The organism is Halochromatium roseum, assembly GCF_016653315.1.
Lineage (GTDB): Bacteria > Pseudomonadota > Gammaproteobacteria > Chromatiales > Chromatiaceae > Lamprobacter > Lamprobacter roseus.
The window spans coordinates 1-23,346 of record NZ_NHSH01000088.1; the positions used below are offsets into that span (position 1 = coordinate 1).

The window sequence follows — 23,346 nt, forward strand, 5'->3', positions numbered from 1 at the left end:
CGGGTCACCCGGGACAACCCATCGCGTTCAACCAGGGCGATCGCCGCGCTCCAGAGTGACTCGGGAATGCGCTCCCCGGGTCGCTTGTGTTGGCGCCAGTGCGCGAACTGTTCGGCGAGCGCTTCCAAGGTCAATGGCGATGGCGATGGCGGGACGGTTGCGGTGTTCATGAGGGCCTCCGGTGATGGCTTTGCACCGGCGACATCCTAGTCACTACCCTGTCAAGGGATCACGCACGTTTGCCGGAACTACACGCTCGACCTGCATCGACGGTGCCCGCGATCGCTATGGGGTCTGCTATGCCACCGAGTCACGTTACGACTGCGGTACCACCGCCGAGATCCCGGACATCACCCGCGAGACGGCGATGAACTGCGCTGGGCCGGTGCGTTGTCTGGGCAATGACTGTCTGGATCTGACGTTCGAGCAATCGGATGACTTCGGCGAGGCCGCGGCAGCACTCCAAACCGTGCAGTACGTGCTCAGCGACAGCGACTGCACGAGCCCCGGTCAGTGTCAGATCTTCAAAGGCAAACCGGCCGAGTGCAAGCATGCCGTCGGTGGCATCGTCGATTGCTGCGAGACCCCCGCAGGCGTCTCGCTGGTCGACTACATCCAGCTGATCGTGGCGATGACCAAGATCGACGCCGCGATCATGGCCAGCGAATCCGGCAGCACCCTGCGCGGTGGCTGGGAGCTGCTGCGCGATCCACTGGTCGACACCTGGGATGCGGTGACCGAGACCATCACCTCGGCGGCGAACAACCTGGTCGGCAATACTGCAGCAGCCACCAGCGAAGCGGGCGCCAGGCTCTCGCTGGATGCGGCCAAGCAGGCACTGTTGCGCCAGACCGTGGACTGGACCGCGCAGGTGTTCGGCGACGCGGCGGCCAATGCGCTGTTTGCGGTCGAGGGCGGTGGATCGGCGGTGGTCAACGGCACCGTGCAGGCGGGCAACATCCAGCTTGGCGGGTTGATCGGCACCACCCTGGCCTGGGCGATGACCGCCTATCTGATCTACAGCGTGGTGATGATCCTGATCCGCATCATCTGGACCTGCGAGGAGGAGGAGTTCGAGTTGGGGGTGCAGCGCGAGCTGCGGGCCTGCCATTACGTCGGCAGCTATTGCGACAGCGATATCCTCGGGATCTGCATCGAGAAGCAGAAGGCCTTCTGCTGCTTCAATACGCCCTTGGCACGGATCATCAATGAGCAGGCCTATCCGCAGTTGGGTCGCAGCTGGGGGGAGCCTGAGCATCCGAACTGCCGAGGATTGTCGCTGCAGGAGTTGGAGCGGTTGGATTGGTCGCGGATCGATCTGTCGGAGTGGATCGCGCTGTTGACCCAGGCCGGGCAGTTTCCGCTGCCGGAGAACCTTGATCTGGAGGCGCTGACTGGAACAGGCTCGGAGCTGAGCACTGGGGCGCGGGCGGATGCGGCCGAGCGCAGTGCGGTGAGGGCTGAGGGGCTGGATGCGGGTGAGATCGGGCAGCAAGCGGCCGATCAGGTTTGGGAGGAGGTACGGCGAGGGTTGCCCTGAGTCCAGTTGACTCGAATCGAACACTTCGGTTTAAGGGAGCCCTCGATCCCCAGTCACATCGATGCCGCGCGCGCCTGGAGCTGACCGAGAAAGGCGCGTAGCTCTCGTTCCAGGCCAACCTTCATCAACGCTTGTCCCACCAGGGGAAACAGCTGAAATCCGGGCTCAAGCTCGGCGCGATAGTCGACCCGAACCGAATCCTCTTGCGGTGTCAGGCGCCACTCAGTGCGTCCCGCGGCGAAATCACTCTGTTCGGGAACGATCACTGCGACCTGGCGCCGTGGGCTTTCGCGCACATCTTCCACCCGTCTCAGTGTCTGACAATGGATCAGGACACAGGCGCGAATGCGCGTGCTGACCCGCACCTGCGTCGGCGTTGGCGTAGCGAGCACCTCGCTCTCGAGGATCGACGGACTGAGCCTGGAGAGTTGCTCATAATCGGTCAGCAGCCCATGCACCAATGCCAAGGGTGCATCGACCAGAAAACGCGCCTCGATGCGGTATCGCTGCTTCGACTCGCTGATCTGAAGCATCAGCAGATTCGCCGCATGCGTCTCCAGAGCGGTTGCGCCGCAGAGCACCAAGAGCGCGCTCAGGATGGAACGGGTGAGTCGCATGACTCGGCTGGATACCACGATTCGTTCAACGCAAGCGTGCATGGTGTGAATCGTTCGTGACGTTCCGATTGCGCTCGCAGGCGGAACCCGTTCGTGCAAGAGGCTGGTGGCAACAGTCAATCGACTGTTTTTATTGGCTTTCATGGAGTGATTCCAAAGTTGGCACAGGGGCTGCAATCTCTCTGGCAAGTCCCGGCAACGGCCAGGACGTCTACCAACCCACTGTCCAACGAGGAACACAGCATGAAAACCATCACCACCACACTGACCGCAACCCTGTTCAGCCTGGCTGCCGCTGGTGTCAGCGCCGCCGATGTCTACCAGGGCCTGAGCGCCGGTCATCCGGACCTCTCCAGCCAACCGACTGGCATCGAGGACGGCTTTAGCGTCAGTGCCACACCGCCCGGCGTCGGCAGCCAGATCGATCGCTATCACGGCCTCGCCGATGGCAACGCGGATCTGTTCAATGTCCGTATCCAGGGGCCATCCGACAGCGGTGAGCGTCCGAACATCTATGGCGCAGCTGAGGGCAATCCGGATCTGTCGTTCTAAGAGGGTTTGAGGCGTTGACGTCAGGATTGCAGTCTGGGGCCATCGGCCCCAGAGCCTGACGCCTGACGACGTCTCTCTCTGGATCTGCCGCCGTTTTCACCTCGTTCCCCCTTGCTCCGCCCGGAGCAATGCGTACAGGATGCCGAGCAGGTATCGCAATCAGCTCGCCGATTTCCCCAATCCCCAGCAGGTACCACCTGGTGCCAGCGAGCAGGATCGTCTTCAGCGACTTGGCGCAGACCTCTGCGCGCCGATCCCCCTATCAGCCCGACACTAGGGTTTCCCGTGACCGACATAGCCACCTCCACCGATCTGACCATCGCCCGCTATGACGCCGATGCCGAGCCGTTCTTCGCCGCGACGGTCGACGTCGACATGTCGCCGCTCTATTCGCCGTTTCTGGCCAAGCTGGCGCCCGGTGCGGCGATTCTCGACGCTGGCTGCGGTTCCGGTCGCGATGCCCGTGCGTTTCGCGAGCAGGGTTATGCCGTCACGGCCATTGAGCCGTCACCGCCGCTGGCGCGCCTGGCCGAGATACACACAGGACTGCCGGTCGAGGTGAAGCGCTTCCAGGCGATCGACTGGTGCGAGCGCTTCGATGGCATCTGGGCCTGCGCGAGCCTGCTGCATGTGCCGCTGGCCGAGCTGCCCGTTGTGCTGCAACGTCTCGCGCGGGCGCTGCGCCCCGAGGGTGTGCTCTACGTCTCGTTCAAGTATGGACACGGCGAGCGCGACAGCGGCGGCCGTCACTTCACCGACCTGAATGAGACCGCGCTGGCCGAGCTGCTCGACAGCGTGCCCGAGCTGACGCTGCTGGAGACCTGGACCACGGCTGACCGGCGCTCCTGGCGCGAAGCCGAGCAGTGGCTCAATGCGCTGCTGCGATTAACGCCACTGGGATGACAGACAATAGGGTCGCTGCCAGCCTGGCTTGTCTGCGCGTGAGGCGCCCGGAGTTGCACCTCATGCCGCGCGATCTGGCTCACAGCACTCCCCATCTGCGACGGGATGGAGCGCTCGTCTCCGCCGCTAATCGCCGACCTGCTCCAATGCCGCAATGATTGCGGCCGGCTCCATGCGCTGGCGATAATCGACGTCGGCAAACGCAGCGCGAATCACGCCGTCCCCATCGATCACGAAGGTTGCCGGTACCGGCAACACCCGCCGATCGGGGCCGTTGTACTCAGCCAGGTCCAAGCCGAGACGCTCACGGTAGACGGCATCCAGATCAGCAGGGACCTCGAAGTAGAGGTCATAGGCTTGCATCACACGATCATCCAGGTCGCTCAACACCTCAAACGCATAGCCGTCGTCCTCGACCTGCGCACGGGACTTGTCCGGCAATTGCGGCGTGACCGCGACGAGCTGCGCGCCGCGAGCCTCGATCTCGGGCAGGGATTGCTGCAGCGCGCGCAGCTGCAGATTGCAGTAGGGACACCAGGCACCGCGGTAGAAGGTCAGCACCACCGGTCCTTCGGCGAGCAGATCGGAGAGCCGCACGCGCTCACCGAAGGCGTTCGGCAGGCTGAAGTCAGGCGCCTGAGTGCCGACCGCCAGTCCCGGCTCTGGCATTGCAGTCGCCAGATCCTCAGCGGCCCGTTGCATGATGGCCCGATCGGCCGCATCGAGCTTGGGTCTGCCGGTCTTGGCGCGTTCCGCCTGAAAGGCGTCCAGTGCCTGTTGATAGCTGGGCAGGGGCGCCTCGGTCGCGGTCTCGGCTTGCGCGGCTGACGCCAAAAGCAGTGAGGAGGAGATTAGCGCGATCAGGGGAAAGGATTGCTTCTGCATGATGGTCTCTCGAGAAGGGGTGACAGCCAGAGGGCGATGGTTGCGCAAGCGGATCGAGCCTGGTCGATGATTGCGCACGCAGGTCAAGGTTGGTTGCGACGAACTGACCCCTTAAGACCGGTGTGATGGCCGAGTTCTTTCAACCGAATTGGTCAATCTTTCAACCGGGCTTTCAATTCAGTCAGTCCTCTCGATGCTGAGTCTGCGCATGCTCCTGCTTTCGGTGCAGCCGCCTCACGGGTGGCGATTTGAGCCCCTGGAGTCAATTCGACGCCGGTCGCTTGAAATGATCCGGCATCGCGGCAGGTCCAATCCCTATGATGAACGCGCATGCCTGCAACTACCCGCTCCGTGATCTGCGCCTGCTGCCGTCCGCATGGATGCGGATCGGGAGCAGTGTCGTCAGCATCCCAGTAAGCTATCGCGCGACTTGGCCCGATGGCCTCGGTGCGCGTGGTTGGAAGCTCGATGCCAACCTTGATGACCCCGAGATCATCGCCGCGACCAGCGATGCCAGCGGCGCGATCCCCACATCGGTCTTGGTCCATGATGCACTGGATCACCTGCTCTGCGGGTTCGCGCCCAGCGGTCATCGCGCCGAAGCGATGGCCCTTGAGCAGCTGGCGCGACGCACCGGCTCCGACCCAACGCCCGACTATCGGCAAATGGCCCGCGAGGATCTGCTCACCGGCCAGGTGGTTGGCGAGCCACTGTACCGATTCATCGGCGCAGAGCTCCGTCATCAGCTCCCGATGACGGCGACCGACTGGGATGATCGCTCGGTGGTGAATGCGCTGCGCGAGCGACTCGGTGACGAGGCACTGATCGAGCAGCTGGTACAGCGCATGGCCGGGCTCGGGCATGCCGGTCGACCGCACGCCCTGCTGAGTTGGCGCGTCACCGGCTTTGCGTACTCCCACCGCACCGAGCTTGGACTGCGCCTGCAGCGCCTGCTCGAGCAGATGGACGCCTGGGTCGACGCCGAGGGATTGACCGAAACGTCCGGCGAGATCCGCATCGGGCAGGGCGGCTGTGCCTTTGCCGCCGAGCAGGGACCGCGCTTGGAGGTTTAACAAGGCTGTTCGTCGAGACTGCGTTCGGCAGCCTAGACGCCATTCTGGACCCGGGACGGAGCTCTGTCATCGCATCACCGGCCCCGCGGCTCGAGCCCGAAGCAGTCCAGATCCGAGGCAACGCTCAGCGCGCCCTGATAGACAGCGCGAATCCGCGCCAGACTGTCATCCAGTGCCCGCTCCGAGCGGCGCATCAGATGGCTCAGCACCAGATGCTTGACCTCGGCCGCCTTGGCGATCTCGGCAATCTCCGAGGGCAGGGCATGCAGCCGTGCGGCGACCTGTCCTGCCTGCTCCGGCACGGCATGGTCCATGATCAACAGATCGGCATCGCGCGCAAAGTCGACGAACCAGGGATCATCGCCATTCAGATCCCCGCTGAAGACGATGCGCTGATCGCCCACGTCGATGCGGTAGGCCAGCGCCGGGACCGGGCCATGGCTGACGCCGATGGCACTGACCCGATAGTCATCGGTCTCAAGCACCAGGATCGGCTCGCGGCTGTCGGCCTCCAGCGTGTGGCGCTCCAGCCTGACCAGCCCATCGCTGCCATCGAGATAACCGGCGAGGTAGCCGAACGCCCCGGTCTTTGCAGCGAACAGCCCCTGCAGATAGCCCTCGAGATCCGGGTAATCCCCGCCGCCGGTTGGGCCGGCTATCGGCAAGGCCCGATTACGCGGGCTGAAATAGCCGCTTTTCAGCAGCGCCGGCAGGTCGGTCGCATGGTCGGCGTGCAGATGCGTGAGCGCGATCAGCTCGAGGTCGGCAAAGCGCGCGCCGCTGGCCCCATAGCGCGCGAAACTGCCGCCACCGAGGTCGACCAGCACCCGCGACTTGCCCTCCAGCCACAGCAGATAGCCCGCGCTGGCGCGCTCCTGCTGGGCCTCCGGACCGCCGGAGCCGAGCACCCGCACCCGCAACCGGTGCCTCGCAGGTGCTGGCAGCGGCACTGCTCCCAGCGCCCAGGCTGGCCAGGATCAACAACCCCTTGGCGAGTCGCCATCGTCTTGATGGTCGGGCCGGGGCGTTGCTGTGCAGGTTGATCCAAAACGGATCGAGCGGGTGCCAGCGCAACGTTGAAGTGAAGGTGCTGCGGAAACGGCTGAGAAACGAAATGGCACTATCGAGGGTCTCTTGCATGATGATGGCGTCATTCCGGGATAGATTCATGGTGGCTGAGATGGCCGCGAAGGTTTGCTGCAGATCACCCGTTATGACCGTCCTCGCGGCGGCCTTCTTTCGCCATCCATCGAGCGCTCATAAAGAGCACTAAAAGGAATACCGCGCCGCGCGGGTCCAAGAGGCAAACGGATCAGATCCACTGATCACATCCACCCAACCCGAGGCCCGAAGACCACCCGATGCCGGCCGAGATCGATCTCACCACCCATGTCGAGCTACCGCGCGCCGAGCTGCCCCAGGCCGAGCCCGGCGTCCTGGTGATCTTCGGCGCCCGCACGCTGATTCCCCACAGACACCGTTCAACCGGACCACAGGAGCAGCAATGAATCACGAGGCCAGACAGCGCGCTTGGCGACTCCTCGAGGAATCCGTGGTCACCTATCGCGGCCAGCCGGTCGGAACCGTCGCCGCCCATGATCCCGAGACCGAGGCGCTCAACTACGACCAGGTCTTCACCCGCGACTTCGCCATCTCCGCCTTTGCCTTCCTGCTCGACGGCCGCCCCGAGATCGTGCGCCACTTTCTGACCACCGCCGTGCGCCTGCAGAGCCATGAGCGTCAGCTCGATTGCTTCAAGCCCGGCGAAGGGCTGATCCCGGCCAGCTTCAAGGTCACTGGGGACGGTGTCGACGAACGGCTTACCGGCGACTTCGGCGAGGCGGCGATCGCCCGGGTAGCGCCGGTCGATTCCGGCTTCTGGTGGCTCTTGACCCTGCAGGCCTACGTGCGCGTGACCGGCGATCAGGCGTTCCGCGTGGACCCGTCGGTGCAGGAAGCGATCCGCCTGGTGCTCGATCTGAGCATGACCAGTCGTTTCGACATGTTCCCGACCATGCTGGTGCCGGACGGCTCCTTCATGATCGACCGGCGCATGGGCGTCTATGGCTATCCGATCGATATCCAGGCGCAGTTCTTTGCCGCGCTCTGTGCCGCCGCCGATCTGCTCGATGCCGATGAGCCGGCGAACGCGCGCTATCGCGATGCCCTGCACGAGCGCCTGCCGCATCTGGCCCATCACGTGCGCACCTACTATTGGCTCGACCTCGAGCGGCTGAACCAGATCTACCGCTACGGCATCGATGAATACGGACCGGCCGCGGTCAACAAATTCAATATCCATCCTGACGCCATCCCCGACTGGCTCATGGACTGGCTGCCGGAGACCGGCGGCTATCTGCTCGGCAACGTCGGCCCCGGCCGGCTCGACTATCGCTATTTCGCTCAGGGCAATCTTCTCGCCTGCGCCGCCGGGCTGGCCACCGAGGCGCAGACCGCCGCGCTGATGCAGCTGATCGCGCAGCGCTACGACGACCTGATCGGCCAGGTGCCGCTCAAGCTCTGCTTCCCGGCGCTGGAGGGCCAGGACTGGCGCCTGCTCACCGGCTGCGACCCGAAGAACCGCCCCTGGTCCTACCACAATGGCGGCAACTGGCCAGTGCTACTCTGGCTGCTGGCCCTGGTCGGTCTGCGCACCGGTGCCGATGAGCTGGTCGAGCGTGCGATGAGCGATGCCGAACGACGCCTCGTCCAAGACGACTGGCCGGAGTATTACGACGGCCGTCGTGGCCGCCTGGTCGGTCAGCAGGCACGCCGGCGCCAGACCTGGAGCGCCGCCGGCTATCTGGTCGCCAGCCAACTGCTGGAGCGCCCCGAGCGCATCGAGCTGCTGCACCTGGGTCGGACGGTGGAGGGTGCTAGCTGCGCGGCTCCGGTCTGAACGGTTGCGTCTCAGGCAAGCACTGGCACCCGTTGCCCGCAGTGGGTCAGTCCATCCTCGTCCTTGGGCTCCAGCATAGGGACCAGCAGGCGGGCGTTCGGCGCGAGCGGGATGGGCTCATCCCAGAAATACCTTGCTCGCCGGATAGGCGACCCGAGCCTTGGCCCGCGTGGCGAGGAAGAAGCCGAGCGTCAGCGGGCCGACGCGCCCGATGAACATCACCGCGATGATCACCGTCCGTCCCAGCTCGTCCAGCGCGCCCGTGGTGCCACGCGAGAGACCGACCGTGCCGAACGCGGAGGTGACCTCGAAGGCGGCGTCGAGGAAATCGCCCTCATAGGTCAGCATGATCAGGAAGATAGCGACCAGCACTGTCATCAGGCTCACCATGGCCAGCGCCAGGACCTTCATGACCTCCTCAGCCCCCAGACTGCGCCCAAAGACGTGAAGCTGTGAGCGGCGTTTGAAAAAGGCCAGGGTGGCCAGCAGCAGCACGATGAAGCTAGTCACCTTGATGCCGCCCGCCGTCGATGTGCTGCCGCCGCCGATCACCATCAGCGACATGAACATCATCGCCGTGCTGTCATAAAGGCCACCGATATCGACCGTGTTGAACCCAGCGGTGCGCGTCGTCACCCCCTGGAACCAGCTGGCCCAGAGCCGCTCGCCGATGCCATCGAGACCACCCAGCGTTGCCGGATTGGTCCATTCCAGCACGGCGAAGAGCAGCACCGACCAGAGGATCAGGCCCAGCGTGCCGACGATCATCAGCTTGGTGTGCAGCGAAAAACGGCGCCAGCTGCGCTTGCCGTAAAGCTCGGTGACGACGACGAAGCCGAGGCCGCCGAAGATGAACAGCGCCGGAATCACCAGGTTGATGATCGGATCAGCGACCCAGCGCGACAGGCTATCCGGGAACAGCGCGAAGCCGGCGTTGTTGAAGGCCGAGACGGTGTGAAACAGTGCCTGCCAGAGCCCGTTGGCCCAACCGAACTCGGGCACGAAGACGATGGCCAGCAGCGCCACGCCGAGCAGCTCGCAGGCCAACACCACTTGGATGATGCCGCGCACCAGCGCTAGCAGGTCGGTGATCGAGGTCTGGTTGAGGTCGTCGCGCAGGTAGATGCGGTGGGAGATGCTCAGCGGCAGGCCAAGCATGGTCAGCACCAGCACCGCGAAGGTCATCAGCCCCAGCCCGCCGAGCTGGATCAGCACCATGACCACGGCCTGTCCGAACAGCGTGAGCTGGCTGCCGGTATCGATCACCACCAGGCCGGTGACGGTGACTGCCGAGGTGGCGGTAAATAACGCGTCGGACCAGGAGATCGGCGCCGGGGTGGCGATCGGCAGTTTCAATAGCCCGGTTCCGACGGCGATCAGCGTCGCATAGAGCAAGGCGAGGATGGCGGGTGGCGGAATCTGGAGCCTCCCGCCCTTGCGGAGCCATTTCAGGCGCATGGGCCGAATCAGAACGCTTGTCAGAGAGCCGGTGGGCGCACCGATCAGAGGCTGTCACCGAGGCGACGCATGTCCTCGCGGCGCCCCAGCAGCAGCAGTTTGTCGTCAGCTTGCAGCTCCTCCTCCGTGCGCTTGCAGGAAATGAACTCCGTGCCACGCATCAGGCCGAGGACGCGCACCTCGAACGCATCGCTCAAGCCCAGCGCATCGATCCGTTTCCCGGCAAGCCCATCGGGCACGCGAAAATCCACCACATGGAAGCCGTTACCAAGGCTGACATAATCGCGCACCAGTGGGTTGTGCAGCATCTGCGCGATGTGGCGGCCGATCTCCTGCTCGGGCTGGATCACGCGATCGGCGCCCAACTTGCTGAGGATGCGGTGATGGGTGCGGCTGATCGCCTTGACCCAGACAGTGGGCACACCGAGCATCTTGACGTTCATGGTGCAGAGGATGTTGGCTTCCAGTTCCTCGCCGATGGCCACCACCGCCACGTCGTAATTACCCACGCCAGCCTCGCGCAGGGCCTGTTCATCACGCCCGTCGGCGATCAACGCCTCGGCCAGCGTCTCGGCGACGTTGGCCACGTTTCGCTCCAGGATGTCGATCCCCAGCACGTGATTATTGAACCGCGCAAGCTCGGAGGCGACCGTGGTGCCGAAGGTGCCAAGGCCGATCACCGCGAAGCTGCGCTTTTGTTGTGTTGACATCGTGGCTATGCGGGTCGTGATTCCAAGAATGGCGGCGATTCTAGTCCTTGGGCGCCCGCTTGCAAAAGCGACGACGACGCGCTCCGACAAAATAGTATGCCTTTGTTACGCGCTTCCCCGGTCGGTGCCTAGCGCTGTTACGCCCGCGCTCTCTAACCTTACCCGCCTTGGTTAACAACGCTGTGTGAGGTCATCGTGTACGCCATCCTGCTGTTCGTCGTGCTGGCGTTGCTCGTCTATCTGTCGGTCGCCCTGCTGCGGCCAGAGAGGTTTTAGCCATGGGCATCATCGGCGCACTGATTCTCCTGGCCCTGTTCGGGCTGTGTTTTCTGTTCGTGGAATGGGAGGACCAGCTATGAATGAAGTCCTGCTCATCTACGCGGTCGCACTGTTATTGGCCTGGCCGTTGGGACTCTACTTGGCGACGATCTATTCGCCCAGACCGACCGCGCTCGATCGGCTGTTCGGGCCGGTCGAGTGGGTCCTTTACCGCGCCATCGGCGTTGATCCGCTGGCGCCCATGCACTGGAAAGCCTACGGCAAGGCGCTGCTCAAGCTGCATGTCGTCCTTGCGCTCCTTGTGCTGGTGATTTTGATGCAGCAGGGGCGGCTGCCGCTGAATCCGGACGGCATCGCGGGCATGAGCTGGGATCTGGCGCTGCATACCACGGCGTCCTTCATCACCAATACCAACCAGCAGCACTACTCGGGGCAGGCGCAACTGTCCTATTTCGCCCATCTGGTCGCCATCGTCAGCCTGCAGGTGATCACGCCGGCCGCAGGCATCGCGGCGCTGGTGGCCATCCTGCGCACGGCCTTTGCGCGGCGCGAAGCGTCTGCATTGACCACCGACGGCGCGGTATCGGTTGGCAACTTTCATGCCGATCTGGTCCGCGCCATTGTCCGGCTGATGCTGCCGGTAGCCTTCATCACCGCGCTGCTGCTCGCCTGGCAGGGGGTGCCCAACACGCTTGAAGGCGCCCAGACCGCCACCCCGCTCGATCCCAGCGCGGAGCTTGCCGAGCAGCGTATCCCGGTCGGCCCGGTGGCGCCCATGGTCGCGATCAAGCAGGTGGGCACCAACGGCGGCGGCTGGTATGGGCCGAACAGCTCCGTGCCGCTGGAGAACCCGACGCCGGTGTCCAATGTCGTCGAGACCGTCGCCATCGTGTTGATCCCGATGGCCTTGGTGTTCATGGCCGGTTATCTGACGGGCCGGCGTCGTCTGACGCTCCTGGTGATGGGCGTGATGCTGTCGATGTCGGTGGTCCTGACGGGCATCAACATTTGGTCGGAGAACCAACCCAACGCCTCCTTTGCCGGCCTCGCGGCCGAGGGTCCGAATTTGGAGGGCAAGGAGGTGCGCTTCGGCGCGACGGCCACGGCGCTTTGGGGCAGCTTCACCACCCAGACCTCCAACGGCTCGGTGAACGGCATGCACGACTCCTTCAACCCGCTGGGCGGCGCCGCGACGCTGATGGATATGTTCATCAACGCCACCTTTGGCGGCGTCGGCGTGGGGCTGATCAACTTCCTGCTGTTCCTGCTGCTCGCGGTCTTTCTCGGCAGCCTGATGGTAGGTCGCTCACCAGAGGTCTATGGCCGCGCGCTGGAGGCCAAGGAGATCAAGCTGATCTGCATCGCGCTCTTGATCCAGCCGCTGCTGATCCTCGGACTGACCGCCACGGCGGTGGCGATTCCGGGCCTGGCTCAGAACTCCAATCCGGGCTTCCATGGCCTGAGCCAGGTGCTCTACGAATACACCTCCGCCTTCGCTAACAACGGTTCCGGCTTCGAGGGGTTGGGCGACGATACGCCCTGGTGGAACATCAGTTGCGCCCTGGCGCTGATCCTCGGGCGGTTTATTCCCATCCTGGCACCGCTGGCGTTGGCCGCCCACCTGGCGGGCAAGCGCGTCGCGCCCACCACCTCGGGCAGCCTGGCCGTGGAGACGCCCACCTTCGCCGTGCTGACCCTGGGGGTGATCCTGATGTTCGCGCTGCTCAGCTTCTTCCCGGTCCTGGCCCTCGGCCCGTTCGCCGAGTTCCTGTCGTTGGCGAGCTGATGCATTGGAGAAAACATGATGAAACATCAACGCAATGCATCCAAGTTGCTCACCGCCGAGACCCTGGCCCGCTTGGCGGGCGAGTCGCTGCGGCGGCTCGACCCGCGCTGGCTGGCGCGCAACCCCGTGATGTTCGTGGTCGGGGTCGGCACCCTGGTGACCCTGTGGCTGACGGGCGACGCGCTGCTGGCCGGTCGTCCCTGGGGCTTCGATCTGGCGATCAGCCTCGTGCTGCTGTTCACCCTGCTGTTTGCCAACGCGGCCGAGGCGCTGGCGGAGGCGCGGGGCCGGGCACAAGCCGAGAGCCTGCGCTCCACTCGAGAGCAGCTCGTGGCCCGGCGTGTGCGGGGGAAGGGGTTCGGGAATGGCTCTGGCCAGGGCGACGATGAGGAGCAGGTGCCGGCCACGGCCCTGCGTCGCGGCGACTGGGTGCGGGTGCTGGCGGGAGAGCTGATTCCCGCCGACGGTGAGATCGTCGAAGGGGCCGCCAGCATCAACGAGTCGGCGGTCACCGGCGAATCGGCGCCGGTGCTGCGCGAGGCCGGTACCGACAACAGCGGCGTCAGCGCCGGCACCAAGCTGCTGACCGACAGCATCCTGGTCGAAGTGACGGTGGAGTCGGGCCAGTCACTGCTCGATCGCATGATCGCGCTGGTGGAGAGCGCCAAGCGGCAGAAGACGCCCAACGAGATCGCGCTCACGGTGCTGCTGGCCGCGCTCACCATGGTGTTCCTGATCGTGGTGGCGACCCTGGTGCCTTTTGCCCTGTTCGTCGGTGGCGAGGTCTCGGTGCCGGTCTTGGTCGCGCTGCTGGTCTGCCTGATCCCCACCACCATCGGCGGGCTGCTGCCGGCCATCGGCATCGCCGGCATGGATCGGGCCATGCGCGCCAACCTGGTCGCCAAGTCGGGCAAGGCGGTGGAGGTGGCCGGCAACATCGACACCCTGCTGCTGGACAAGACCGGCACCATCACCCACGGCGACCGCCAGGCCAGCGACTTCCTGCCGCTGACCAAGGTCGCGCCGGAGCGGCTGCGGGATGCGGCCATGCTCGCCTCGCTGGCCGACCCCACGCCGGAGGGCAAATCCATCGTCGCGCTGGCGCGAGATCGCGGCGCGACGGTCGCGGCCGACCCCGAGGCGCGCGTCCTGGCGTTTTCCGCCAAGACCCGCCTCTCCGGCATCGACCAGCCCGACGGCCGGCGTATCCGCAAGGGTGCGCCGGATGCCATCCGCCGCTTCGTCACCGAGAACGGTGGCGCCTATCCCGACGAGACCACCGCGCTGGTGGAGCGCGTGGCGCGAGGCGGCGCGACGCCGTTGGTGGTCGCGGAGGACGACCGGGTGCTCGGCGTCGTGCCCCTGTCCGACATCATCAAGACCGGCATCAAGGAACGCTTCCAGCGCCTGCACGCCATGGGCATCCGCACGGTGCTGATCACCGGCGACAATCCGCTGACCGCCGCCGCCATCGCCGCCGAGGCTGGCGTGGCGGACTACATCGCCGAGGCCACGCCGGAAGACAAGCTGGAGTACATCCGGTGCGAACAGGCCCAGGGACGCCTAGTCGCCATGATGGGCGACGGCACCAACGACGCGCCGGCCCTGGCCCAAGCGGATCTCGGGCTGGCGATGAACTCCGGCACCCAGGCCGCCAAGGAGGCGGGCAACATGGTGGATCTCGATTCCGATCCGACCAAGCTGCTGGAGGTGGTGGAGATCGGCAAGCAGTTGCTTGTCACCCGTGGCGCGCTAACCACCTTCTCGCTGGCCAACGACGTGGCCAAGTACTTTGCCATCCTACCGGCCATCTTCATCGCCAGCGTGCCGGCCATGCAGGCCCTCGACATCATGCAGCTCAACAGCCCGGCCACGGCGGTGCTGGCGGCGGTGATCTTCAATGCCCTGGTGATCCCGGCGCTGATCCCGTTTGCGCTGCGTGGGGTGCGCCTCCGCCCGCTCAGTGCCGACGCGCTGTTGCGCCGCAACCTGTTGATCTATGGGCTTGGCGGGCTGTTGCTGCCGTTCCCGGCGATCAAGCTCATCGATCTTGGTCTTGGTTTGGTGATGTAGGAGATGGTGATGAATCACGCCCCATCCTTTGCCCCGACAGTCTCCGCGACCCCAATCGGACGCTGGCTCCAGGCGCTGCGCGGCGCCCTGGTGCTGATGCTGCTCTGCGGTGTCCTCTACCCGCTGCTCACCGTGGCGATCAGTGGCGTCCTGTTTCCCAGGCAGTCCACCGGCAGCCTCATCGAACGCGATGGCACGGTGATCGGCTCGGCACTGGTCGGTCAGCCGTTCAAGGCGCCGGGCTATTTTCATGGCCGCCCCTCGGCTGCCGGCTATGATCCCTTTGGCGTCTCCGGTTCCAACCTCGCATCCAGCAACCCAGCGTTGCGCGAGCGGGCCAGGGCCAGCTCAAGCGAGATCGCAGCCGCCAATGCCGTGGAACCGGCGGCGATCCCGGTCGATCTCATCGCTGCCTCCGGGTCGGGCATCGACCCGCACATCAGCCCGGAAGCGGCCGAACTCCAGATCGACCGGGTCGCCGCCGCGCGCGGGCTGCCCCGCGCGGCCATTGCGGCCTTGGTGGCGGCACATGTGGAGTCTCCGGTGCTTGGGGTACTGGGGCAGCCGCGGGTCAATGTGCTGCGGTTGAACCTGGCACTTGCCGACCTCGGTGTAGAGGCCGGCGTAACGCCATGAAGGTGACAGCGGATCATCGGCCCGACCCCCAAGCCCTGCTATCGGCCATCAAGCGCGAGCGGCACGGGGCTCTCAAGATATTCTTGGGCGCCTTCCCCGGCGTCGGCAAGACCTACAAGATGCTGGAGGCCGCGCGTGAGGCGCGGCGCGAGGGCGCCGATATCGTCATCGGGATCATCGAGAGCCATGGCCGGCAGGAAACCGAGTCGCTGTGCGAAGGACTGGAGTCCATTCCCCTGATGCCGGTCGCGTATCGGGGCGCACAGTTTCGGGAGCTGAACCTGGATGCCATTCTCAAACGTGCGCCGGCCGTGGTGCTGATCGACGAACTGGCCCATCGCAACATTCCGGGAACCCGCCACCCACGCCGTTATCAGGATATCGATGAACTGCTAGAGCACGACATCGATGTCTGGACCACGGTCAATATCCAGCACCTGGAGAGTCTGAACGATGTCGTCGCACGCATCACCGGCGTGCGCATGCGCGAGACGGTTCCGGACACCCTGCTCGGCGAGGCGCGCGACCTGGTGCTGGTGGATCTGACGCCGCGCGAGCTGATCGAGCGACTCAAGCAGGGCAAGGTCTACATCCCTGAACAGGCCCGCGCGGCACTCGATGGGTTTTTCAGTCCGACCAATCTGTCGGCCCTGCGCGAGCTGACCTTGCAGACGGTGGCCGAGCGCATCGACCGCGATGTGCGTGAGGTCATGCGCACGCAGGGGATCGCGGGACCCTGGCCGGTGCGCGCGCGCATCGTTGTTGCCGTCGATGGCGTCGGTAACGGTGACGAGCTAGTGCGTCTTGGCCGGCGTCTCGCCGAGCGGCGTCGGGCACCCTGGAGCGTCGTGTTCGTCGAACGCGGTGACATCGGCCCCGAACAGCAGGCCGGTGTCGAGCGCACCTTCGAGCTGGCCGCGCGTTTAGGCGGCGAACCCGTGACCCTGCGCGGCCACGATCCCGTGGAGGAGTTGATCGCCTTCGCGCGCGACCACAACGCCACCACGCTGGTGGTGGGGCGCAGTCGGCACCGACCCTGGGCGGGATGGTTTGGCTCGACCTTGAGTCAACGCCTGTTGCGTCAGGCCGAGGAGTTCGAGATCACCTTCGTCGCCTCACGTTCCGCCCGCGTGCGCCGTCGGCGGCGCTGGCTCCGGCGACTTGAGCCCGCGCGTGACTATGTCCTGTTACTGGCCGTGGTGGCAGCGGCGACCGGGATGGCCGCTGTCATCGAGCCGCTGGTTCCCTTGCCCAGCTTGTCGCTGGTCTTCCTGACCGCCGTGTTGCTGGTCGCGGTACGCACGGCCATGCGCCCGGCACTGATCACCGCAGTCCTGAGCGCTGCCGCTTACAACTTCTTCTTTACCGAGCCGCGTTACACCTTTGCCATGCATCACACGCATGAGCTGGTGACCGTCGGCTTTTTTCTGATCATGGGCTTGATCGGCGGCCAGTTGGCCGGTCGCCTGCGCCACCAGGTGCTCGCGCTGCGCGGCACCAATGAACAGACGCAACGGCTGCTGTCCTTGAGCCGCCGACTGGCGGCCGCGGTCGACCTCGCGACGGTCCATCGCGAGGCGACCCTGGCCATCGCCGAGCATCTGCACGTTCCGGTCGTGCTGCTCGCACCCAGTGATGGTGGTCAGCTGGCACAGGCGGCCTCCTCACAGGACGAGCTGGCGCTCAATGACAAGGCCTGGTCGGCGGCACAATGGGCATTCGATCATCGGCAACCGAGCGGCTTTCAAACCCAAACCCTCTCGGCGATCGATTGGCGCTTTCTGCCCCTGGCCATCGACCAGGACTGCTTCGGTGTGCTCGGTGTCCATCAACCAAGCCAGGGCTTCCAGAGTGAGCAACTCGCCGCCATCGATGCTCTCACCACGCAGGTGACCATGGCCATGGCGCGTACCCGCCTGGCCACCACCCTGGAGCAGGCCAAGGTCGCGGAAGAGACCGAGCGCTTGCGTTCGGCATTGTTGTCATCGGTGTCCCACGACTTGCGCACCCCGCTGGCGTCGATGATCGGCGCGGCCAGCAGCTTGCGTTCGTTGGACGAAGCGCTCTCCACCAAGGACAGACAAGAGCTGCTGGATTCTGTCATCAGTGAAGGCGAGCGGCTCAACCGCTACATCCAGAATCTGCTCGACATGACGCGGCTCGGACATGGCACACTGAAACTGGAGCGGGATTGGATCGGCATCGACGATATCCTCAACTCGGCGCTGCGCCGCACCCGCGAGCTGCTGAGCCCGTGTCGTCTGGTCAGGAACATCGAGCCGGGCCTGCCGCTGCTCTATGTGCATCCGGCATTGATCGAGCAGGCGCTAGTCAATGTCATCGAAAACGCGGCAAAATTCTCACCTGATGGCGGCGAAGTGCGGGTGGCGGCAACGCGGGAGGGCGCCGAGCTGCTGATCACCGTCGCGGATGAAGGACCGGGCATTCCGCCCGATCAACGCGAACAGGTATTCAATATGTTCTTCACCGGCGGCGAAGGCGATCGGGGCAAGCATGGCAGCGGACTGGGGCTGGCCATCTGCAGCGGCATGATCGGCGCCCATGGCGGGCGCATCGAGGCGCTTCCAGGACCGGGCGGTCGGGGCACCAGCATCGCCATCCATCTGCCGCTGATCGAGCCTCCCGTCGGCGAACAAGCGGAGTGAGCTGAGAGGCGTGAGTATAAAGCGCACTGTTCTCAGGTCTCATCCTGCATTTCTGGTGATGACAAAGCACGCATGACGGAAAACCCGACATCGACGCGCATCCTCATCATCGACGATGAGGAGCAGATCCGTCGATTCCTGCGCATCAGTCTCAAGAGCCAGGGATATCAGGTCATCGAGGCGGAGACGGCGGGGAAGGGGCTCGAGCTCGCGGCGACCCAGACGCCGGATTTGATCGTGCTCGACCTGGGCCTACCCGATGCCGATGGCCAATCCGTGCTGAGTGAGCTACGACACTGGTCGAGCGTGCCGGTCATGATCCTGTCGGTCCGGTCATCGGAGAGCGACAAGGTCGCCGTGCTGGACGCGGGTGCGAATGACTATGTGACCAAGCCGTTCGGCATCCAGGAGTTCTTAGCGCGCGTGCGTAACTTGCTGCGCTTGCCTAGGGCGACAGAGAAACCCGATGCCGGGATTTACGATGACGGCTATCTCTGTATCGATCTGGTCAAACGCTTGGTGTCCGTGATGGGCGACGATGTGCATCTCACGCGCAAAGAGTTCGCCATCCTCAAGCTGTTGGTCTCGAACCCCGGCCAGGTCATCACGCAAACCCAGCTGCTGCGTGAGATCTGGGGGCCGACGCATACCCATGACACACACTATCTGCGCAACTTCATCGGTCGCATCCGACAGAAGCTTCGCGAAGACACCGATGAGCCCCGCTATCTCCGCACCGAGCCTGGTGTTGGGTATCGCTTTCTCGATGGCAGGGGCCATTGACGCTGGCCGGTGCAGCAGAACGAGGCCTGGGCTATCAGGAATGCATAAAGCGCTATGAAGATCATCATCCTCGGCGCTGGCCAGGTGGGCACCTCGGTGGCTGCGAACCTGGTCAGCGAGGCCAACGACATCACCGTGGTCGATACCGACGCACGGCGTCTGCGCGAGCTCGCCGACCGCTTTGACCTGCGTACACTGCAGGGGCATGGCGCTCAGCCGGATGTGCTACTGCGCGCGGGTGGCGAGGATGCCGAGATGATCATCGCGGTGACCAACAGTGATGAAACCAATATGGTCGCCTGCCAGGTCGCCTACACGCTGTTTCATACGCCGACCAAGATCGCTCGGGTGCGCGCTCAGGGCTTCCTCGATCATCATCAGGCCTTGTTCGGCGGCGATGCCTTCCATGTGGACGTCACCATCAGCCCTGAGCAGCTGGTGACCGACTACACCCTGCGCCTGATCCAAACCCCCGGCGCGTTGCAGGTGACCGATTTCGCCAATGGTCGGGTGCGGCTGGTGGCGGTGCGCGCCTACTACGGTGGCTCATTAGTCGGCCAAGAGCTGCGCGCCCTCTACGATCACATGCCGCATGTCGAGGCGCGGGTGGCGGCGATCTACCGCCAGGATCGGGCCATTCAACCCGAGGGCGATACCGTCATCGAGGCCGATGATGAGGTCTTCTTCGTCGCCGCGCCTAAGCACATTCGCTCGGTGATGGGCGAGCTGCGGCGACTGGATAAGCCCTATAAGCGGCTGATCTTCGCCGGCGGCGGCAACATCGGCACCCGCCTCGCGCGGGTCACCGAGCATGACTACCGGGTCAAGGTGATCGAGAGCAATCTCGAGCGCTGCAAGCAGATCGCCGAGTCGCTCGAGCGCACCATCGTGCTGCATGGCGATGCCGCCGACGAGGAACTGTTGTTGGAAGAGAATATCGAGGACACCGATGTCTTCTGCGCCGTCACCGATGACGACGAGGCCAATATCCTCTCAGCCATGCTCGCGAAGCGTCTCGGCGCACGCAAGGCGATGGCGCTGATCAACCGCGCGGCCTATGTGGACCTGGTGCAGAGTGGCCCGATCGATGTCGCGATCTCACCGCAACAGGCTACGATTGGCACCCTACTCAAGCACGTGCGTCGCGGCGATGTGGTGATGGTGCATTCGTTGCGCCGCGGCGCCGCCGAGGCGATCGAAGCCATCGCTCACGGGGACCAAAGCTCGTCGAAGGTGGTCGGACGGGCAATTGAGGCGATCAATCTGCCCAAGGGTGCCAGCATCGGCGCCATCGTGCGTGGCGATCAGGTGTTGATTGCCCACCGCGACACGATCATCGAATCCGAGGATCATGTGATTCTCTTCTTGCAGGACCGTCTGCGGGTGGCCGAGGTCGAGAAGCTGTTCCAGGTCGGCGTGACCTTTTTCTAGCGGCGTGCCTAGAGCCCGATGCACGAACCGCGTTGACGTTGATTCACGACCCTAGGAGACGATCCCCGCATGCACTGGCGAGCTATCGTGCGCCTGTTCGGTATCTTGTTGCTGCTCTATAGCATCAGCTTTTTACCCTCTATCCTGGTCTCATTCTGGTACGCCGACGAACAGTGGCCGGCCTTTGCGCTGTCCCTGGCGCTGACCGCGAGCGCGGGTCTGGTTCTCTGGCTGCCAAACCTGCGGGAGCGTGAACAGCTCTCGGTGCGCGATGGCTTCTTGATCGTCACCCTGTTCTGGGCGGTGCTTGGTATGCTGGGCGCGCTGCCGTTCATCCTCGGCCTGGATTGGGGCATCACCGATGCGGTGTTCGAATCCATCTCTGGATTCACCACCACTGGGGCAACGGTGATCGAAGGCATCGACCGCTTGCCGCGGTCGATCCTCTACCATCGCCAGCAGATCCAATGGCTCGGGGGCATGGGCGTGATCGTGCTCGCGGTCGCAATCCTACCGCTGCTCGGTGTCGGTGGCATGCAGCTCTATCGGGCCGAGACCTCCGGCGTCGCCAAGCACGAGAAGCCGACCCCGCGCATCGCCGAGACCGCGCGTGTGCTCTGGACCCTCTACTTCGCGCTGACCGCAGCCTGCGCGCTGAGCTTTTGGGTCGCTGGCATGAGTCCCTTCGATGCCATTGGCCATGCCTTCACCACGGTGGCGACGGGCGGTTTCTCAACCCATGATGCGAGCCTCGCCTATTTCGACAGCGTCGCCATCGAGCTGATCGCGATCGTCTTCATGGTTGCCGGCGGAGTCAACTTCGCCGTCCACTTCCTGGCTTGGCATAAACGCGATCTCGGCGCCTATCTGCGCGACACTGAGGTGCTGGTCTACCTGCTAATCTTCGTCGGCGGTGCGCTGCTGATCAGTCTCAGCCTGTTCATGACCACGGCTTATGCGACGCTCGCGGAGGCATGGCGCTATGGCTCCTTTCAGGTTGCTTCGATCCTCACCAGCACCGGTTTCGGCACCGCCACCTTCGGTCTTTGGCCGCTGCATATCCCGCTGCTGTTGGTGGTGCTCTCCTTCACCGGCGGCTGCGGAGGCTCCACTGCGGGCGGCATCAAGGTGTTGCGCGTGCTGATCCTAGCCAAGCTCGGCATTCGCCAGCTCAAACAGCTGGCCCATCCGCATGCGCTGATCAACGTCAAGGTCGGCAATCGCCCGATCATGGAGGACGTGCTGTTCTCGATCTGGGGCTTCTATGTGCTCTATGTGGCGGTCTGCCTGGCGCTGACCATCGCCATGATGGCAGCGGGACTCGACCTGGAATCGGCCTTCGGCGCCGTGGTCGCGACCGTCAACCTGCTCGGTCCCGGCCTGGGTGAGGTCGCTGCCAACTTCGCAAGCGTCGATGATGTGGTCAAATGGCTCGGCGTCTTCGGTATGCTTGCCGGGCGGCTGGAGATCTTTACCCTGTTGATCCTGTTTCTTCCTGCGTATTGGCACCATTGACGTGGGGGGCTGTTCGCACCGGACGCCGTTTCGCTGAATGCTGTGTCGCGTAAACCGCGATGCAGAAGGGGCAGTCGGAAAGCGGCGGCTTTGCCTTGACCATCCAGCTCGGCGTCTCCGGGGTGGTCGCGGTGCTTTGCGTTGGGCTCCTGTTCGGCCAACACCGGCGCCGGGAGTCCGACGACGAGGCCTAATCGGTGCTCTGGGCCTACAAGGTCTGGCTTACGAATAGGTTGTTGTTCACTCTCGGAGCGTCTGAAGGCCGAACCTGGCGTGAGGAGATTTCAACTGTCGTTTTTGCGGTCAGAGTCTGCGCTCGGCGGCTCATCCAGCGGTACCGCGAACAGATCGAGAAAGAAGCTCAGCGCGATGAACAGCTCGATCACACTGGCCAGCTCGACCACAGCGGCATCGCTCAGTCCCAGCGACCACAGGCGCGCGATATCGGCGTCCGTGATGGCATGGACATCGGTCGCCGCCCGCCGTGCCAGCTGCAACAGCTCGATCCAATCGGCGGGTAAGGGCACCCGCATCAGCGCCGCTCGCTGACCGGGTCACTGACTGGTGGCGTGGCGTCCCAGCCACGGTGATAGATATCCCCAAAGGCTTGCTGCTGCGCCTGCGGACTCCAGACCTCGCGGTAGCCATCACCATCCTCGACGAGCAGTCTGTCGACGGAGATCCATCGATGAGGCTCAATCACCGTGCCGATCACCCTGACCTGCTTGCGCACATGACGGACCTTGGTGTCGCGCGGGACGTTGGAGAGGAAATAGTACTGGCCATCGGACAACTGCAGCACCAACTCCAGCTCGAATGAGAGATGGGCATCCAGATTCTCGAGCGGGCAGACATGGCCGCCCTCGGCACAGCGCAGGCCGTTGATCCGGCCCTCGATCGTCGTCTCGGCCAGCACGGGCGTGCCACTCAGTAGGGTGATGAGGCCAATACAGGAGGTCAGGCCGGCGAGCGGGAGGCGAGGCGGTCGCTGTGTCGACATGGCACTGAATCTCTCGACGGGGACGAGGAAGAGGAGGCTGCCTCAGCAACCGTTCACGCAGTAGACCGACTCCTGCGGGTCGGCATCGCCACGGTCATCGGACTCGCCTTCGCGATGCGCGTCGTCGTCATCACCGTCTGAATAATCCAGCAGCAATGCCGCCTTGAGGCTCGCCTCGAAGGCTAGCGCCCGCTTGAGCGCGCGCGCACAAGGCGCGCACTGCGCCGCATGGGCTTGGAGATCGGCTTGTCGTCCTTGCGGATCGACCAACAGTTGGCGGCGAAAGGAGAGACAGTTCATGGGTGGAGCCTGCTGCGCGACGCGGATAGCGCTTGGAATACCGGATGAAGACCCGCCGTGCGCAGCAGATCTTTCGTACCGATGACCGACAGCTGATGACCGCACTGCAGCGAACCGATACCGCGTTGCAACGGAACGTGTTAACGAAACGTTCTATTGGTCTTGCTCGCTTTCTCGAAAGACAAACAAAAACAAGGCATTAAAAGCTGGCACGACGGCTGCACTAGGACAGGCAGATTG

At 64.3% G+C, this 23,346-nt stretch carries 23 protein-coding genes; 15 read left to right on the forward strand and 8 right to left on the reverse strand.

The window, feature by feature from the left end:
• Nucleotides 1-184 precede the first annotated feature (184 nt).
• The gene (traN, locus tag CCR96_RS23990; RefSeq protein WP_201224623.1) at nucleotides 185-1,540 is read left to right on the forward strand and encodes a conjugal transfer protein TraN; all 1,356 of its coding nucleotides are present in this window, start codon (nucleotides 185-187) and stop codon (nucleotides 1,538-1,540) included.
• A gap of 53 nt (nucleotides 1,541-1,593) precedes the next feature.
• On the opposite strand, the gene CCR96_RS23995 is transcribed toward traN, so the two are convergent.
• Nucleotides 1,594-2,157, reverse strand: a complete 564-nt coding sequence (locus CCR96_RS23995; RefSeq protein ID WP_201224625.1) for an SRPBCC family protein — start codon at nucleotides 2,155-2,157, stop codon at nucleotides 1,594-1,596.
• Between the two features lie 243 nt (nucleotides 2,158-2,400).
• On the opposite strand from CCR96_RS23995, the gene CCR96_RS24000 reads away from it, so the two are divergent.
• Nucleotides 2,401-2,709, forward strand: coding sequence for a hypothetical protein (locus CCR96_RS24000; protein WP_201224627.1), 309 nt, complete (start codon nucleotides 2,401-2,403; stop codon nucleotides 2,707-2,709).
• Between the two features lie 285 nt (nucleotides 2,710-2,994).
• On the forward strand, nucleotides 2,995-3,612 hold the full coding sequence (locus CCR96_RS24005; RefSeq protein WP_338035944.1) for a class I SAM-dependent methyltransferase: 618 nt from the start codon (nucleotides 2,995-2,997) through the stop codon (nucleotides 3,610-3,612).
• 126 nt (nucleotides 3,613-3,738) lie between these two features.
• Here the strand turns inward: CCR96_RS24005 and CCR96_RS24010 are convergent, their stop codons facing one another.
• A complete protein-coding gene (locus tag CCR96_RS24010; RefSeq protein WP_201224629.1) occupies nucleotides 3,739-4,497 on the reverse strand; it encodes a peroxiredoxin-like family protein in 759 nt (252 codons plus the stop codon).
• Between the two features lie 317 nt (nucleotides 4,498-4,814).
• Between CCR96_RS24010 and CCR96_RS24015 the strand changes: the two genes are divergently transcribed.
• On the forward strand, nucleotides 4,815-5,570 hold the full coding sequence (locus CCR96_RS24015) for a hypothetical protein (protein ID WP_201224631.1): 756 nt from the start codon (nucleotides 4,815-4,817) through the stop codon (nucleotides 5,568-5,570).
• 74 nt (nucleotides 5,571-5,644) lie between these two features.
• Here the strand turns inward: CCR96_RS24015 and CCR96_RS24020 are convergent, their stop codons facing one another.
• The gene (locus CCR96_RS24020; RefSeq protein ID WP_201224633.1) at nucleotides 5,645-6,520 is read right to left on the reverse strand and encodes an MBL fold metallo-hydrolase; all 876 of its coding nucleotides are present in this window, start codon (nucleotides 6,518-6,520) and stop codon (nucleotides 5,645-5,647) included.
• Between the two features lie 411 nt (nucleotides 6,521-6,931).
• On the opposite strand from CCR96_RS24020, the gene CCR96_RS24025 reads away from it, so the two are divergent.
• Entirely contained in the window at nucleotides 6,932-7,078 is a 147-nt protein-coding gene (locus CCR96_RS24025; protein WP_201224635.1) for a hypothetical protein, read from the forward strand.
• Nucleotides 7,075-8,469: a glycoside hydrolase 100 family protein gene (locus tag CCR96_RS24030; protein ID WP_201224637.1), complete on the forward strand. Its 1,395-nt coding sequence runs from the start codon at nucleotides 7,075-7,077 to the stop codon at nucleotides 8,467-8,469. The genes CCR96_RS24025 and CCR96_RS24030 overlap by 4 nt, the downstream gene beginning before the upstream one ends.
• A gap of 117 nt (nucleotides 8,470-8,586) precedes the next feature.
• On the opposite strand, the gene CCR96_RS24035 is transcribed toward CCR96_RS24030, so the two are convergent.
• Nucleotides 8,587-9,927 (reverse strand): TrkH family potassium uptake protein, encoded by a 1,341-nt coding sequence (locus CCR96_RS24035; RefSeq protein WP_201224639.1) that lies wholly within the window; start codon nucleotides 9,925-9,927, stop codon nucleotides 8,587-8,589.
• A 44-nt stretch (nucleotides 9,928-9,971) separates the two neighbouring features.
• Nucleotides 9,972-10,727 carry a potassium channel family protein gene (locus CCR96_RS24040; RefSeq protein ID WP_201224641.1) on the reverse strand — a complete coding sequence of 252 codons (756 nt, stop codon included), beginning with the start codon at nucleotides 10,725-10,727 and terminating at the stop codon, nucleotides 9,972-9,974.
• Between the two features lie 105 nt (nucleotides 10,728-10,832).
• On the opposite strand from CCR96_RS24040, the gene kdpF reads away from it, so the two are divergent.
• From kdpF to CCR96_RS25245, 9 genes are all read left to right on the forward strand, one after another.
• The gene (kdpF, locus tag CCR96_RS25710) at nucleotides 10,833-10,913 is read left to right on the forward strand and encodes a K(+)-transporting ATPase subunit F (protein ID WP_416274564.1); all 81 of its coding nucleotides are present in this window, start codon (nucleotides 10,833-10,835) and stop codon (nucleotides 10,911-10,913) included.
• A gap of 79 nt (nucleotides 10,914-10,992) precedes the next feature.
• The gene (gene kdpA, locus CCR96_RS24050; RefSeq protein WP_201224643.1) at nucleotides 10,993-12,702 is read left to right on the forward strand and encodes a potassium-transporting ATPase subunit KdpA; all 1,710 of its coding nucleotides are present in this window, start codon (nucleotides 10,993-10,995) and stop codon (nucleotides 12,700-12,702) included.
• An 18-nt stretch (nucleotides 12,703-12,720) separates the two neighbouring features.
• Nucleotides 12,721-14,775 carry a potassium-transporting ATPase subunit KdpB gene (gene kdpB, locus CCR96_RS24055; protein WP_201224645.1) on the forward strand — a complete coding sequence of 685 codons (2,055 nt, stop codon included), beginning with the start codon at nucleotides 12,721-12,723 and terminating at the stop codon, nucleotides 14,773-14,775.
• Between the two features lie 9 nt (nucleotides 14,776-14,784).
• Nucleotides 14,785-15,411, forward strand: a complete 627-nt coding sequence (gene kdpC, locus CCR96_RS24060) for a potassium-transporting ATPase subunit KdpC (RefSeq protein ID WP_201224647.1) — start codon at nucleotides 14,785-14,787, stop codon at nucleotides 15,409-15,411.
• Nucleotides 15,408-18,077, forward strand: coding sequence for a sensor histidine kinase (locus CCR96_RS24065; protein ID WP_201224649.1), 2,670 nt, complete (start codon nucleotides 15,408-15,410; stop codon nucleotides 18,075-18,077). The genes kdpC and CCR96_RS24065 overlap by 4 nt, the downstream gene beginning before the upstream one ends.
• A 72-nt stretch (nucleotides 18,078-18,149) precedes the next feature.
• Nucleotides 18,150-18,860, forward strand: coding sequence for a response regulator (locus CCR96_RS24070; RefSeq protein ID WP_201224651.1), 711 nt, complete (start codon nucleotides 18,150-18,152; stop codon nucleotides 18,858-18,860).
• 54 nt (nucleotides 18,861-18,914) lie between these two features.
• Entirely contained in the window at nucleotides 18,915-20,291 is a 1,377-nt protein-coding gene (trkA, locus tag CCR96_RS24075; RefSeq protein ID WP_201224653.1) for a Trk system potassium transporter TrkA, read from the forward strand.
• Between the two features lie 69 nt (nucleotides 20,292-20,360).
• A complete protein-coding gene (locus tag CCR96_RS24080; RefSeq protein ID WP_201224655.1) occupies nucleotides 20,361-21,806 on the forward strand; it encodes a TrkH family potassium uptake protein in 1,446 nt (481 codons plus the stop codon).
• 59 nt (nucleotides 21,807-21,865) lie between these two features.
• Entirely contained in the window at nucleotides 21,866-22,000 is a 135-nt protein-coding gene (locus CCR96_RS25245; RefSeq protein WP_274601190.1) for a hypothetical protein, read from the forward strand.
• 90 nt (nucleotides 22,001-22,090) lie between these two features.
• On the opposite strand, the gene CCR96_RS24085 is transcribed toward CCR96_RS25245, so the two are convergent.
• From CCR96_RS24085 to CCR96_RS24095, 3 genes are read right to left on the reverse strand one after another with little or no spacing between them, the layout of a single operon-like run.
• The gene (locus CCR96_RS24085; protein WP_200252260.1) at nucleotides 22,091-22,339 is read right to left on the reverse strand and encodes a carboxymuconolactone decarboxylase family protein; all 249 of its coding nucleotides are present in this window, start codon (nucleotides 22,337-22,339) and stop codon (nucleotides 22,091-22,093) included.
• Nucleotides 22,339-22,806 carry a hypothetical protein gene (locus CCR96_RS24090; RefSeq protein WP_201224657.1) on the reverse strand — a complete coding sequence of 156 codons (468 nt, stop codon included), beginning with the start codon at nucleotides 22,804-22,806 and terminating at the stop codon, nucleotides 22,339-22,341. The genes CCR96_RS24085 and CCR96_RS24090 overlap by 1 nt, the downstream gene beginning before the upstream one ends.
• Nucleotides 22,807-22,848: 42 nt before the next feature.
• Complete coding sequence (locus CCR96_RS24095; RefSeq protein ID WP_200252266.1) at nucleotides 22,849-23,106, reverse strand: hypothetical protein; 258 nt, start codon at nucleotides 23,104-23,106, stop codon at nucleotides 22,849-22,851.
• Between the last annotated feature and the right edge of the window lie 240 nt (nucleotides 23,107-23,346).

Coding starts and splice junctions, on each gene's coding strand:
- traN (WP_201224623.1), top strand. CDS start 185: ATGGCTTTGCACCGGCGACATCCTAGTCACTACCCTGTCAAGGGATCA.
- CCR96_RS23995 (WP_201224625.1), bottom strand. CDS start 2,157: ATGCGACTCACCCGTTCCATCCTGAGCGCGCTCTTGGTGCTCTGCGGC.
- CCR96_RS24000 (WP_201224627.1), top strand. CDS start 2,401: ATGAAAACCATCACCACCACACTGACCGCAACCCTGTTCAGCCTGGCT.
- CCR96_RS24010 (WP_201224629.1), bottom strand. CDS start 4,497: ATGCAGAAGCAATCCTTTCCCCTGATCGCGCTAATCTCCTCCTCACTG.
- CCR96_RS24015 (WP_201224631.1), top strand. CDS start 4,815: ATGATGAACGCGCATGCCTGCAACTACCCGCTCCGTGATCTGCGCCTG.
- CCR96_RS24025 (WP_201224635.1), top strand. CDS start 6,932: ATGCCGGCCGAGATCGATCTCACCACCCATGTCGAGCTACCGCGCGCC.
- CCR96_RS24030 (WP_201224637.1), top strand. CDS start 7,075: ATGAATCACGAGGCCAGACAGCGCGCTTGGCGACTCCTCGAGGAATCC.
- CCR96_RS24035 (WP_201224639.1), bottom strand. CDS start 9,927: ATGCGCCTGAAATGGCTCCGCAAGGGCGGGAGGCTCCAGATTCCGCCA.
- kdpA (WP_201224643.1), top strand. CDS start 10,993: ATGAATGAAGTCCTGCTCATCTACGCGGTCGCACTGTTATTGGCCTGG.
- kdpB (WP_201224645.1), top strand. CDS start 12,721: ATGAAACATCAACGCAATGCATCCAAGTTGCTCACCGCCGAGACCCTG.
- kdpC (WP_201224647.1), top strand. CDS start 14,785: ATGAATCACGCCCCATCCTTTGCCCCGACAGTCTCCGCGACCCCAATC.
- CCR96_RS24065 (WP_201224649.1), top strand. CDS start 15,408: ATGAAGGTGACAGCGGATCATCGGCCCGACCCCCAAGCCCTGCTATCG.
- CCR96_RS24070 (WP_201224651.1), top strand. CDS start 18,150: ATGACGGAAAACCCGACATCGACGCGCATCCTCATCATCGACGATGAG.
- trkA (WP_201224653.1), top strand. CDS start 18,915: ATGAAGATCATCATCCTCGGCGCTGGCCAGGTGGGCACCTCGGTGGCT.
- CCR96_RS24080 (WP_201224655.1), top strand. CDS start 20,361: ATGCACTGGCGAGCTATCGTGCGCCTGTTCGGTATCTTGTTGCTGCTC.
- CCR96_RS25245 (WP_274601190.1), top strand. CDS start 21,866: ATGCAGAAGGGGCAGTCGGAAAGCGGCGGCTTTGCCTTGACCATCCAG.
- CCR96_RS24085 (WP_200252260.1), bottom strand. CDS start 22,339: ATGCGGGTGCCCTTACCCGCCGATTGGATCGAGCTGTTGCAGCTGGCA.
- CCR96_RS24090 (WP_201224657.1), bottom strand. CDS start 22,806: ATGTCGACACAGCGACCGCCTCGCCTCCCGCTCGCCGGCCTGACCTCC.
- CCR96_RS24095 (WP_200252266.1), bottom strand. CDS start 23,106: ATGAACTGTCTCTCCTTTCGCCGCCAACTGTTGGTCGATCCGCAAGGA.